Below are 13,106 nucleotides of genomic sequence, written 5' to 3'. Positions count from 1 at the left end.
CATGCCCGCCCCGATCCGACCACAGCCAGGCATTCTTGAGATCGCGCCCTATAAGGGCGGGGACAGTGCGATTACGGGTGTCGACACGCCGCTGAAGCTCAGCTCGAACGAGAACCCGTTTGGCCCGCCGCCCTCGGCGGTTGCGGCGATGCAGGCGGCGGCGGCGAATATTCACCGCTACCCATCCACCGATCACGCGCCGCTGCGTCAGGCGATTGCCGAGATGCATGGGCTGGACGCAGACCGGATCATCATCGGTGTCGGCTCTGACGAGGTTCTGACCCTGCTGGCGATGGCTTTTGCCGGGCCGGGGGATGAGGTGCTGTACCCCGAATACGGGTTTTCCATGTACCCGATCTTTGCCCTGTCTGCCGGTGCCACGCCCGTGGTTGCGCCGGAAGCGGGGCGGGTCGTGGATGTGGATGCGCTTCTGGCGCGGATCACACCGGCCACCCGTCTGATCTATCTGGCCAATCCCGCCAATCCGACCACGACCTTGCTGGAAAACGCGGAGCTGACCCGGCTGGCCGATGGTCTGCCCGCGCAATGCCTGCTGGTGCTGGATGGCGCCTATGCGGAATTTGCCGAAGGCTATGATGGTGGCGCGGCCATGGTGGGCGCGCGGGATAATGTGGTGATGACGCGGACCTTCTCGAAACTCTACGGGCTTGGAGGTTTGCGTGTCGGCTGGGGATATGCATCGCCCCATGTGATTGACGTGCTGACCCGTATCCGGGGGCCGTTCAACATGTCGGCCATTGCCCTGGCCGGGGCCGAGGCCGCAGTGCGGGACCGGGCGTTTGCCCGGACCTGCCAGCAGGTGAATGCGGAACAGCGCGCGCGTCTGTCCGGCGGGTTAAGGCAGCTTGGCATTCAGTCGGATGACAGCCATACGAATTTCGTGCTGGCGCGGTTTGCCAGTGAGACCGAGGCGCTGGCCGCAGATGCATATCTGAAATCGCAGGGCATTCTGGTGCGTCCGGTCAAAGGTTATGGCTTCCCCGACGCGCTGAGGATTACGGTGGGCAGGCCCGAAGATGTGACCCGGGTGCTGGACGCCCTGGCAGAGTTCAGGGGCATTTCATGAGCATGATTTACAATAAGGTTGCCCTGATCGGTCTGGGCCTGATTGCGGGCTCAATGGCCCATGCCATGCGCCGCGCCGGGTTGGCAGGTGAGATCGTGGGCACCGCGCGCTCGGCGGAAACCCGGAAGATCGCGGTTGAGATCGGGTTGTGTGACCGGGTCACCGAGACAGCGGCCCAGGCTGTGAAAGAGGCCGATCTTGTGGTTCTGTGCGTGCCCGTGGGCGCAATGGCCAGCGTCGCCGCCGAGATTGGCCCGCATCTGGCCCCGGGGGCAACGGTTACCGATGTGGGATCGGTCAAACAGGATGTGATTGCACAGGTCGCACCCCATCTGCCGACCGGTGTTCACTTCATCCCCGGGCATCCGCTTGCCGGGACCGAGCATTCCGGCCCGCATGCGGGTTTTGCCGAGTTGTTTGACAATCGCTATACGCTTTTGACCCCGGTGCCCGGCACCGAGCCGGAGGCGACTTCCAGACTGGGCCGCTTCTGGGAAGGCTGCGGCGCGAATGTGGAAGAGATGCCGCCCGATCACCATGATCTGGTTCTGGCCGTCACCTCACACACGCCGCATCTGATCGCCTATACGATGGTCGGCGTGGCCGATGACCTGCGCCGGGTCACCGATAGCGAAGTGATCAAATATTCCGCTGCGGGTTTCCGCGATTTTACCCGGATCGCGGCCAGCGACCCGACCATGTGGCGCGATGTGTTCCTGTCGAACAAACAGGCGACGCTGGAGATTCTGGGCCGCTTCACCGAGGAGCTTTTCGCCCTGCAACGGGCGATCCGCACCGGCGATGGGGATCATCTTCACGACTATTTCACCCGCACCCGTGGCATCCGGCGGGGCATTATCGAAGCCGGGCAGGACACCGATGCGCCTGATTTCGGGCGCGGTGCCAGCCGCCAGGAAGATGGGCCGGAATGAGGATCGGGCTGGCCGCCGCGCTGAGCCTGGCATTGGCCGCCCCTGTCGGGGCGCAACCGCCCGACCGGTCTCTGCTGCCCGTTCCACGACCCGATAACCGTCTTTCCGGCCCGCCTGACGCAGAGGTGACGCCGCCCATAGAGCCCGATCTGTCGCGTGTGGTGATCCGCGCCGGTGCCCATGCGCCGCACCAGTCGCTGCGTCCGATATCCCGCCCCGGAGCCGGCACGCCGACATCCCCGGCGGGGGTGCCGGGGGGGCGGGTCGCAACGTGGCGGCGGATGCAACACCGGTGGCGGGGGAAACCGTGCAGATCATCCAGCGGGGCGGGCTGTTCGGTGCCGGGCGGCGGGTGGTTGAAGTGCGGGCGATACCGGGCGCCACCCGGCTGGCCGTGGTGCAATCCCTGCGCCCGCAGATCCGCCCTGACGGGTTGGAACAACAGGTGCGTGCGGCCGCAACCCGCACCACGCCAAGCCGTGTGGCACAGCCGGGCCGCCGCGGCGCGCTGTGTGGCAGTGCGGGCATCATTGGCGAACGCCTGTCGCCGATCACAGGGCGCATTCAAGGCTGCGGCATTGCCGAACCGGTGCGCGTGCGCGAGATCGACGGGGTGACGCTGAGCCAGCCTGCAACGATCAATTGCGATGCGGCCCGCGCGCTTCAGACCTGGCTGGCGGACGGGGCCATACCCGCCGTTGGCCGCACCGGGGGCGGTATCGCCTCGCTGCGCGTTGTGGCCTCCTATTCCTGCCGCACCCGCAACAGCCGCCGTGGCGCACGGCTTAGCGAACATGCCAGCGGCAATGCGATTGATGTGGCGGCGATCGGCCTTGTGAATGGTCAGGAACTCACCGTGTTGACCGATTGGGGGCGTGGCCGGACCGGGCGCCTGATGCAACGGCTCCACCGCGAGGCTTGTGGCCCTTTCGGCACGGTTCTGGGCCCCAATTCCGACCGGTTCCACCGGGACCATTTCCATTTCGACGTGGCCAGCTACCGGTCTGGCCCCTATTGCCGCTGAACGCTTAGAGTGCCGGGCAGAAATTCTGCATCACCCTGCACCCCCTTTCCGCCCGGCGGCACCGCCGGGCAGCGCCCGAACCGCCCCCACGGGGCGGGCGCTTCTCGCCCACCCCTCGGTTCGGGCGATGCCCTCAGCGCAATGTACATGTGGCGCAGAATTTCAACCCGATGCCTTACCGCAATACCAGTTGCGGGGCGTGGCCCACCGGGATCGGGCCGAAAAACACTCGCTGATTGCGAAAACTCAACGGTGCGTCGATATCCGTGTCGCGGCCCGAGAGGCCCGCAACAAGCGCCAGCACCCGTTCAACCCCACCGCGGGTTTCCGCCGGGATCGCGCCGGTATTCACCGCCATTTCGACCATCTCCCGCCAGTTCTGGGCGCGCACGGCAATCTCCCCCGTGGGGTAGCCGTCTGCATCCACCTCCATCTCTCCGGCCAGGCGCAGCGACAAGCGGCCCCAATGGGCGCTCAGATCCGCCAGATCAATCCGGGTGATGCCGGGGCGTGATTGTTCCAATGCGCTCAAATCCCAGGGCCGGTCAAACGCCATCACCGCCTCGAACCGCATCTGCTCCATCGCCTCGGGCAGAATGCCCGCCGGGTTGAGAGCCGCCTGCCAGGGGGCGGGCGGGGTCAGCGCATTGGCTTCGAACAGGATGTTATAAGCCGCGTCTTCGCCCGCCTGCCGGCTCATGCGAAACTGCGCGGCCTCCAGCGCCATCTGCCAGCCTTCGGTGCTGGACACCGCCAGATCGGTCAGGGTCATCTCTGACTGGTCCAGCGCCAGATTGGTGCCGGGCAGCACCTGCAATACGGCCTCCATCACCGTGTTGGTGATGGTCAGCCGCTGAAAGGGCGAGGCCAGGGTTTGCGTGGATGGCCAGGCCATCTCGATCCGCTGCGGTTTATAGCTGGGCTGGGTGATTGCCATCTCCGGTGCGCCCCACGCCCATCCGGTCCGGGGATCGGCCAGTTCCGGCCCGGTCAGGACCGTGCGAAACCGGATCGGATAGCCGGTGGTCGACAGGTCGTCATAATGTACCAGCCAGCCCTCTGCGGCGCGGGCGTCCAGCCAGCCGGTCATCACCCGTTTGGTGCCATAGGCCCCTGCAAACCAGATGCCTGACCAGGCAAGGGCAATGACGCCAAAGACCGAAAGCCAGACTTTCATATGCTGTGTCCCTTCAAATCCGTACCGGCACTGCATATAGGCAAGGGTTCAGGAAAGGACCATCTCTCATGTCTGATGCGCTTTGGGTCTTTGGTTATGGCTCGCTGCTCTGGCGGCCGGGGTTTGAGGTTGCCGAACGGCGGCTGGCGCGGCTGCATGGCTGGCATCGCAGCTTCTGCATGTCTTCGGTCCATTACCGGGGCACGCAGACCGACCCGGGGCTGGTTCTGGCCCTTGATGCGGCCGATAATGCTTGCTGTGACGGCGTGGCACTGCGTGCTGTGCCCGGGCAGGAAGCGGCGGTGCTGGCCTATCTGCGCGAACGGGAGCTGATTTCCTCGGCCTATCTGGAAGCCCGCCTGCCGATCCGGTTCCATGGCGCAGACGCAGGCGAAGCTGAGGCCGAGGCGCTGACCTATGTGATCAACCGCGATCATTTCCAATATACAGGCGCATTGAGCCTGGAAGATCAGGCGCAGATCATCGCCTATGCCCATGGCGATCAGGGTCCGAATGCCGATTATCTTTACAACACCGCCGCCCATCTGAGCGAACTGGATCTCGCGGATGCGGATATGGACTGGCTGGTGGTCCGGGTTCGTGAATTGACGAATGCGGCCTGACCCGCCACAGGTGTTGGCAGGCAGCCATAAGCCGGGTAGTCTTCCCTTCAGACCTTTCAGGATGGCCAAAGACCAGCCATGACGAGCAGACCAGACGGCGCGCGCGCCCCCCGTTTCACCCGCCCCTTGCGACAGATCGTGTTGATGTTGATCATCTGCGGTCTGGTCGGTTTTGGCGGTGTGCTGGTCTTCCCGCAGGTGCAGCCTGTGTTTCTGGCCAATCCGTTCCTGAATGGCACGATCGGTCTGGTGTTTGTGGTTGGCGTGCTGGCCTGTTTCTGGCAGGTGGTGCAGCTGTTTTCCTCGGTCAGCTGGATCGAGGGTGTCGCAACCGCCCGTGATGGTCATGACATGGACCGGGCACCGCGCCTTCTGGCACCGCTGTCGGGTGTGTTCCGGGGCCGGGGCGCGCGGATGCAGCTGACATCCTCCTCCTCCCGCTCGATACTCGATTCCGTTGGCGCGCGGATGGAGGAAAGCCGCGATATCACACGCTATATCGCCAATCTTTTGATTTTCCTTGGCCTTCTGGGCACATTCTTTGGCCTCGCCACGACCGTTCCGGCAGTGGTGGAAACGATCCGCAGCCTGCAACCGACCGAAGGGGAGCAGGGCATCGCCGTCTTTGGCCGGCTGATGGACGGGTTGGAGGACCAGTTGGGCGGCATGGGCACGGCCTTTGCCTCCTCGCTTCTGGGTCTGGCCGGGTCGCTGGTTGTGGGCCTTCTGGAACTTTTCGCCGGGCATGGCCAGAACCGGTTTTATCGCGAGATGGAGGAATGGCTGTCGACCATCACCCGGGTCGGCTTTTCCTCCACCGACGGGGATGGTGGCGGCGTGGACCGGGGGGCGATTGCCACGGTGCTGGATCATATGGTCGATCAGATCGACACGCTGCAAAGCCTGTTCACCCAGTCCGAAACCCGCCGCGCGGAAACCGAAACCCGGATGGTGGACCTGTCTGATGCGATCACGGGGCTGGCTGACCGGCTTGGGGCGGGGCCGGTCGAGGCCACCGAACGTCTGGCCGCCGCACAGGACCGTCTGTCAGAGGTTCTGGGCGCGACCCTGGGGGAGGCCGGGATGGACGCGGAAAGCCGGATGCGCCTGCGTTCGATCGACGTGCAATTGCTGAAGATATTCGAGGAAATGGGTGCCGGACGGCAGGATGAACTGGGCGCCCTGCGGGAGGACCTGAAGGCCCTGACCGAAGCCTTGCGCAGCCTGACTGAGGCTGCCGCGGCACCGCCACCGGGCCCCCGTCGCCGTACCCGTTCGGCCCCTGCCACCAAGGAGTGACCGGCCATGGCCTTTCAAAGACGGGCAGGGACACGGTTCACCGCCTCGATCTGGCCGGGATTTGTGGATGCGATCACCGCCCTTCTGATGGTGATGATCTTCCTGCTGACGATTTTCATGGTTGTGCAATATGTGCTGAATGAAGAGATCAGCACCCAGGATGATGAGCTGAACGCGCTGAACGCGCAGCTGAATGATCTGGCCGATGCGCTTGGGCTGGCGCAGGGCAGCAATGCACGGCTGGAAGACCGGGTATCCACACTCAGCACCGATCTGTCGGAAGCGCAGGCGCAGAGCGATCTGCAGGCCGCGCTGATTGCATCGCTGAATGCCGAAAGTGAGGCACAGGCCGCCCGGATCGCCAGTTTCGAGGAACAGGTTGCCAGCCTGATCGCGGCCAATACGGACCTGACCGATGATCGCGATGCGGCCCGGGCCGAGATCACCGAACGGATCAGCCAGGCCGAAGCGCTGGAACTGGCGCTGGCCACGGCCCGTTCCGAGATTGATGAAGCGGCAGAGGCTGCCCGGCTTGCCGCAGCCTCACGGGAGGCGTTTGAGGCGATGATTGCCGAATTGCAGGCCGAGGCCGCGACGACCGAGGCAAGTCTGGCCCAGACCCTTGCCGCCTTGCAGGCCGAGGAGGCGGAAACCGCCGCGCTGTCTGCGGAGAGGGCGGGGTTGCAAACTGATCTGGACGCGGCGGAAGCGGCGCGGCTGGCTGAGATCGCCGCCGCCGAGGCTCTGCGCGCCCGTCTGGCAGAGGCGGAAACCGCGCTTAGCGATGAAGAAACCGCCCGTCTGGCCGAGGCCGCCGCGGCAGAGGCCCTGCGCGCAAGGCTGGAAAATGCGGATGCGGAACTGACCGCGATGGCGCTGGCGCTGGAAGAACAACGCCGCGAGGCGGAGGACACGCTGACATTGCTGGCCGCCGCAACACAGGCCGAGGATAATCTGGCCGCGCGTCTGGCCGCAGCCCTGGCCGAAGGCAGTGCACAGGGCGATGCGGCAGCCGCGCTTGAGGCCGCGCTGGCCGAGGCCGAGGCGCGGGTGACCAGCCTGCAAGGCGACAGCGAAACCCGGGAAGAGCGTCTTTCAGCCCTTGAGGTGGCCTTGGCAGAAGCGCTGGCCGCGCAGCAACTGGCCGAGGCGGATCTGGACAGCAGTCTGAGCGAGGCCGAAATCCGGGCGGCACTTCTGGCACAGGCCAATCTGGAACTGGAGACGGCCGAGGCCCTGTCTGCCGAAAGCCAGCGTCAGGTTGCGGCGCTGAATGAGCAGGTGGCGGCGCTGAGGGCGCAACTGGGCGGGCTGCAAACCCTGCTGGATGCCTCTGCCGCCCGCGACGCTGAGGCCGAGGTGCAGATTGATGCGCTTGGGGCGCAGTTGAACACCGCGCTTGCGCAACTGGCCGCCGAACAGGGCGTGCGGGCCGATCTTGAGGCGGCGGAAGCTGCGCGGCTGGCCGCCGAGGCCGAAGAACTGGAGCGCTACCGTTCGGAATTTTTCGGGCGTCTGCGGGACCTGCTTGAGGGTCGCGAAGGGGTGCGGATCGAAGGCGACCGGTTTGTGTTCTCCTCCGAGGTTCTGTTCGCGCCCGCCTCTGCCGATCTGTCGCCCGAGGGCCGGGCGCAGATCGCCAATGTGGCGGCGCTGCTGACAGAGGTGGCCGATGACATCCCCGACAGCATCGACTGGATCATTCGCGTTGACGGCCATACCGATGATCAGCCGCTTTCCGGCTTTGGCGAATTTGCCAATAACTGGGAACTGAGCCAGGCGCGCGCCCTGTCGGTTGTGCTGTATATGTCCGAAGACCTGGGCATTCCGCCCCGCCGTCTGGCGGCCACGGGTTTCGGGGAATACCGCCCGATCAACTCTGCGGATACATCAGAGGCCCGCGCCCAGAACCGCCGGATCGAGTTGAAACTGACCGAGCGTTAGAGTGTTTCGGGCGCAGATGTGCCGACCCCGGAAAGCTGCGGAAAACCGGGCACAGACCGGGCACAGACCGGGCCGGGATCTCTGTCATCTCTCGGCGAAATCCGGCGCCTCGGGGCCTGTCTCGAAAATGTGACTGTAAGCCCATCAGCCGATCTGGGAGGATATGGGGACTTTCAAATTCAGGTATGTCTTATGCGATATCTCTCCCTTCTCTTTCTGATCCTGTCCACCGGTTTTGCCACGGCCCAATCCGTTGATCCGCGCGACGGATGGGTTGTGATGGAGACCGATAAACCGTTCGAGACCCTGCTGGAGGATTTGAGCAGTGCTGTGTCTGATGAAGGGTTCGCCGTTGTGACCCAGGCCGGGCCGACGGGTGCTGCAAGGTCGCGGGGGATCGAGATCCCCGAGAACCGGGTGGTTGGCGTGTTCAACAATATTTATGCGGTGCGTATCCTTGGCCTGTCCACCGCCGCGATGATCGAGGCGCCGGTGCGGTTCTACCTGACCGAGGATGAGGATGGCACCGCCACCCTGTCCTACAAGACGCCGGGTTTTGTCTTTGCGCCCTATATGGAGGAGGGCGGCCCCGATCTGGCCGCGGCTGCCGCCGAACTGGATACATCCTTTCTGGCTATCGCCAACGCGGCTGTGCGCTGATAAATCCCACCCATGAAGACAGAGACTCACCCGCTCCGCGCGGCGGATATTCTTGCGCGACGGCTTTATGATGCGGGGTGCCGTCACGCGTTTGGCATGCCCGGGGGCGAGGTGCTGACGGTTATCGATGCGCTTGATAAAGCCGGGATCGCCTTCACACTTGCCAAACATGAAAATTCCGCCGGGTTCATGGCCGAAGGGGTGCATCATGTGGATGGCGCGCCTGCCATTCTGGTGGCGACCGTGGGGCCGGGCGCGATGAACGGCGTCAATGTGGTGGCCAATGCGGATCAGGACCGGGTGCCGCTGATCGTGCTGACCGGCTCTGTCGACGCGTTCGAGGCCGAGACCTATACCCATCAGGTGCTGGACCATCGCAAAGTGTTCGAGCCGATCACCAAGGCGACTTTCACATTGAACGCTGAGGCTGCGGATGTGGTGGCCGACAAGGCGCTGGCCATCGCAGGTGAGGGCCGGGCCGGGCCGGTGCATATCGACGTGCCGATCTCGGTGGCCGATGCGCCTGCGCGGGATCGCGGCTTTGCTCGTGTCGCGGCCAGCCCGAATATGCCTGCTGGCCCCGATCTGGACGCTGCACGGGACTGGCTGGCGGCGGCGGAACGGCCGTTGATCCTGGCCGGGCTTGATGTGCTTTATGACGATAGCGCGGATATGCTGCACAGCTTTGCCGAACGTTTCACGGTGCCGGTCATCACCACCTACAAAGCCAAGGGCGTGATGCCGGAGGATCACCCGCTTTCCCTTGGTGGCGCGGGCCTGTCGCCTCTGGCTGACCGGCATCTGCTGCCGCTGGTGGAACAGGCCGATCTGATCATTCTGGTGGGTTATGACCCGATCGAGATGCGACCGGGCTGGCAACATCCCTGGGACCCGGCGCAGAAACGGGTGATCGACATCCACGCCGCGCCCAACCATCATTATATGCACCAGACCAGCCTCAGCTTTCTGGCCGATACTGGGGCAACGCTTGCCGCCCTGTCCGATGGCCCCACCGCCCGCACCACCTGGCCGGGGGGAGAGATTGCCGAGACCCAGACCGCCCTTGCCGCGGCCTTCCCGGCAGATGAAACCTGGGGCCCCGGCGCGGTGATCGACACCTGCCGCAATGTGCTGCCTGCCGAAACGATTGCCACCGTGGATAGCGGGGCCCATCGTATCCTGCTGTCGCAGATGTGGGAATGCCCGGCGCCGCGTAGATTGCTGCAATCCTCGGCGCTTTGCACCATGGGCTGTGCCGTGCCGCTGGCCATTGGCGCGAAACTTGCCGCGCCCGCGCGCCCGGTGGTCAGCTTTTCCGGCGATGCGGGTCTGTTGATGGTGGCCGGTGAACTGGCAACCGCCGCCGAGCTTGGGCAAGCGCCGATCTTTGTGGTTTTCGTGGATCAGTCCCTTGCGCTGATCGAGTTGAAGCAGCGGCAGCGGCAATTGCCCAATCTGGGTGTGGATTTCGCCGGTCATGATTTTGCGGCCATCGGACGGGCCTTTGGCGGGCATGGCGTGACGGTCAGCAACCGGGCCGAGTTGACGGCGGCCCTGACCGATGCCCTGACCGCTGACCGGTTCACGGTGATTGCGGCGGTTATTCCACATCATGCCTATGACGGGAGGATTTAGGATGGCGGGGGCGCTGGACGGTCTGAAAATACTTGATCTCAGCCGGATTCTGGCCGGTCCGACCTGTACGCAACTGCTGGGCGATCTGGGGGCCGAGGTCATCAAGATCGAGAATCCGCGCACCGGTGGTGATGACACCCGCAGCTGGGGGCCGCCCTTTGCGCCGGGTCTGGATGGGGCGCCGACGGACCTTTCGACCTATTTCATGGCGGCAAACCGTAACAAACTGTCCGTTGCCGCCGACATATCGACCAAAGAGGGCCAGGCGCTGATCCTGGCGCTGGTGGCCGAGGCTGATGTGGTGATCGAGAATTTCAAACCCGGCGGGCTGAACCGTTACGGGCTGGATGCGGAGACCCTGCTGAACCGTTTCCCGCAGTTGGTCTATTGTTCGATCTCCGGTTTTGGGCAGACCGGGCCGAATGCCTCCAAACCGGGCTATGATCTGATGGCCCAGGGGTTCGGCGGGATCATGTCGCTGACCGGCGAACCCGACGGGCAGCCGATGAAAGCGGGTGTCGGCATCGCCGATGTGATGTGTGGCATGTATGCCTGCGTGGGCATCCTTGCCGCGCTGCGCCACCGGGATGCGACGGGGGAGGGGCAGCATATCGACGTGGCGCTGGTCGATACACAGATCGCCTGGCTGATCAATGAAGGGGTCAATTATCTCGCCTCGGGAAAGCCGCCCGTGCGCCGGGGCAATGGACATTCGAATATCGTGCCTTATCAGGTGTTTGCCAGCAGGGATGGCCATGTGATCATCGCCGTTGGCAATGACGGGCAGTTTCGCCAGTTCTGCGCGTTTCTGGGGGCTGATGATCTGCCCGCCGATGCGCGGTTTGCCAGTAATCCCGCCCGGCTGGCCAATCGGGAGGCGCTGATCGCCCTGATCTCCCCGATCCTGGCCACCCGCAGCAGCGCCGAGATTCTGACCGGACTGGAAGCAGCCGGTGTTCCGGTCGGGCCGGTGCAGACCCTTGATCAGGTGTTTGCATCCGATCAGGTCGCGGCGCGGGAGATGGCAATCGCGGTCCCCCGGGAGGATGTGGAGACCGGGGAGGTCCGTCTGATCGGCAATCCGCTGAAGCTGTCACGCACGCCGGTCAGCTATCGCCGCGCCCCGCCGCGCTTTGGTCAGGATACCGAGACAGTTCGCGCTCAGATCAAACCTGAGGCCTAACAGCAGGGTTCTGCTCACCTTTTCGACACGTAAGCGGATGTCCGCCTCACTTTCCCGTCATTCACCTGACTGTGAGGTGTGTCGGGTTTTTTGTCCCGTTAAGCCCATAGTATAGATCAGGTAATGGCATATTACGTAAAAGGCGGCGCATGACCCAGGATATCTTTGGCCAGACAGTGACATTGGCCCCCGGAGGATCGTTGGAAAGCTGGAATGCCACGCAAATGGCATTCCTGGCGCATTCAGCCGCCACGCCCACCCATCTGGCGGAAACGCTGACAACGGCGCCAGATTTCGCCCTTGGTCATGCGGTCAAAGCGATGTTTTACCTTTTGTTGGGGCGCCGTGAACTGGTTGCAACCGCGCAGGACGCTCTGACACAGGCAAAATCAGCCCTTACGACATCCAGCGTCACCCGCCGTGAGCAGCGCTATGTACAGGCGCTGGATATCTGGATGCAGGGGCATCCGAAAGCCGCGCTCGACATCTTTGCCGATATCCTGCGCCAGCATCCAGATGATGCATTGGCGATGAAACTGGACCATGCGCTGCGCTTCATGCTGGGGGATAGTACAGGCATGCGGCGGATGATCGAAACGGTGATGCCTGCCTATGGCACCGATCATGCGGCGCGTGGATATCTTTTGGGATGCCATGCCTTTACCCTTGAGGAAACCGGCGAGTATGCGGCGGCACAGGCGGCGGGCCGCGCCGGGCTTGAGCTTTGCCCCGATGATGCCTGGGGTCTGCATGCGGTGGCCCATGTCCATGACATGACCGCCGATGCAAAGGGCGGGCTGCAATGGTTGACCGGGCGCGAGGCGGCCTGGGCGCATTGCAACAATTTCCGCTACCACGTGTGGTGGCACAAGGCGCTGATGCATCTGGACCTGGGCCAGATCGGCCATGTGCTGGATTTGTATGACACCGAAATCCGCCGCGAAAAAACCGATGATTACCGCGATATCTCCAACGCCACCTCGTTGCTCAGCCGCCTTGAGCTTGAGGGCGTGAATGTCGGCGACCGCTGGGAAGAGCTGGCGGAATTCTCGGCCAAACGCACCGAGGATGGCTGCCTGATATTCGCCGATCTGCATTACCTGCTGGCTTTGGTGGGGGATCATCGTGATCAGGCGATCCGCGATCTGATGGGCCGCCTGCACCGGGATGCGGCCCGCGCCGCGACCGATATTGAAAAGACCATGGCCAATCCGGGCCTGTCAGCCGCCGCCGGTCTCGAAGCCTTTGGCGAGGGGCGGTATGGGCAGGCCTTTCTTGCCCTTGCGCGCGCGCGCAAAACCATGCAACAGGCAGGCGGAAGCCACGCACAACGCGACGTATTTGAACGCCTGACCATCGATGCCGGCATTCGCGCCGGATTTCTGGATGAGGCCGAGGGTATTCTGGCCGACCGCACCGCGCGCCGGGATGGCTGCCTTGATGGTTATGCGCTGACCCGGCAGGGCCTGATCGAGGATGGGCGCGACGCGGCACGGGTTGTTGCTCGCATGCCAGCCGAATAGGCCCACGGGAAACGGGTGC

General features: G+C 64.0%; 11 protein-coding genes. 10 read left to right on the top strand and 1 reads right to left on the bottom strand.

All coding sequences use genetic code 11. From position 1 onward, the window contains the following. Nucleotide 1 precedes the first annotated feature (1 nt). From hisC to E2K80_RS10010, 3 genes are all read left to right on the top strand, one after another. Nucleotides 2-1,087, top strand: a complete 1,086-nt coding sequence (hisC, locus tag E2K80_RS10020; RefSeq protein WP_135374883.1) for a histidinol-phosphate transaminase — start codon at nt 2-4, stop codon at nt 1,085-1,087. Next, the gene (locus E2K80_RS10015) at nt 1,084-2,019 is read left to right on the top strand and encodes a prephenate/arogenate dehydrogenase family protein (protein ID WP_135374882.1); all 936 of its coding nucleotides are present in this window, start codon (nt 1,084-1,086) and stop codon (nt 2,017-2,019) included. Before hisC ends, E2K80_RS10015 begins: the two co-directional genes overlap by 4 nt. A gap of 271 nt (nt 2,020-2,290) precedes the next feature. Further along, nucleotides 2,291-3,043, top strand: a complete 753-nt coding sequence (locus E2K80_RS10010; protein WP_238475485.1) for an extensin-like domain-containing protein — start codon at nt 2,291-2,293, stop codon at nt 3,041-3,043. 175 nt (nt 3,044-3,218) lie between these two features. Here the strand turns inward: E2K80_RS10010 and E2K80_RS10005 are convergent, their stop codons facing one another. Further along, nucleotides 3,219-4,220 carry a DUF2125 domain-containing protein gene (locus E2K80_RS10005; RefSeq protein WP_168193158.1) on the bottom strand — a complete coding sequence of 334 codons (1,002 nt, stop codon included), beginning with the start codon at nt 4,218-4,220 and terminating at the stop codon, nt 3,219-3,221. A 68-nt stretch (nt 4,221-4,288) separates the two neighbouring features. Between E2K80_RS10005 and E2K80_RS10000 the strand changes: the two genes are divergently transcribed. From E2K80_RS10000 to E2K80_RS09970, 7 genes are all read left to right on the top strand, one after another. Next, nucleotides 4,289-4,843 carry a gamma-glutamylcyclotransferase gene (locus E2K80_RS10000; RefSeq protein WP_135374880.1) on the top strand — a complete coding sequence of 185 codons (555 nt, stop codon included), beginning with the start codon at nt 4,289-4,291 and terminating at the stop codon, nt 4,841-4,843. Nucleotides 4,844-4,921: 78 nt separating this feature from the next. After that, nucleotides 4,922-6,142 (top strand): biopolymer transporter ExbB, encoded by a 1,221-nt coding sequence (locus E2K80_RS09995; RefSeq protein ID WP_135374879.1) that lies wholly within the window; start codon nt 4,922-4,924, stop codon nt 6,140-6,142. Nucleotides 6,143-6,148: 6 nt separating this feature from the next. Next, a complete protein-coding gene (locus E2K80_RS09990) occupies nt 6,149-8,086 on the top strand; it encodes a peptidoglycan -binding protein (RefSeq protein WP_135374878.1) in 1,938 nt (645 codons plus the stop codon). Nucleotides 8,087-8,278: 192 nt separating this feature from the next. Further along, entirely contained in the window at nt 8,279-8,746 is a 468-nt protein-coding gene (locus E2K80_RS09985) for a DUF302 domain-containing protein (protein ID WP_135374877.1), read from the top strand. 12 nt (nt 8,747-8,758) lie between these two features. After that, on the top strand, nt 8,759-10,381 hold the full coding sequence (locus tag E2K80_RS09980) for a thiamine pyrophosphate-binding protein (protein WP_135374876.1): 1,623 nt from the start codon (nt 8,759-8,761) through the stop codon (nt 10,379-10,381). Next, nucleotides 10,365-11,564, top strand: a complete 1,200-nt coding sequence (locus E2K80_RS09975) for a CaiB/BaiF CoA transferase family protein (protein WP_443216528.1) — start codon at nt 10,365-10,367, stop codon at nt 11,562-11,564. Before E2K80_RS09980 ends, E2K80_RS09975 begins: the two co-directional genes overlap by 17 nt. Nucleotides 11,565-11,713: 149 nt before the next feature. Then, the gene (locus tag E2K80_RS09970) at nt 11,714-13,087 is read left to right on the top strand and encodes a tetratricopeptide repeat protein (protein ID WP_135374875.1); all 1,374 of its coding nucleotides are present in this window, start codon (nt 11,714-11,716) and stop codon (nt 13,085-13,087) included. Nucleotides 13,088-13,106 lie beyond the last annotated feature (19 nt).

The organism is Rhodophyticola sp. CCM32, assembly GCF_004751985.1.
In the GTDB taxonomy this organism is placed as follows: domain Bacteria; phylum Pseudomonadota; class Alphaproteobacteria; order Rhodobacterales; family Rhodobacteraceae; genus Rhodophyticola.
This window is presented reverse-complemented; position numbering and strand designations above follow the sequence as displayed.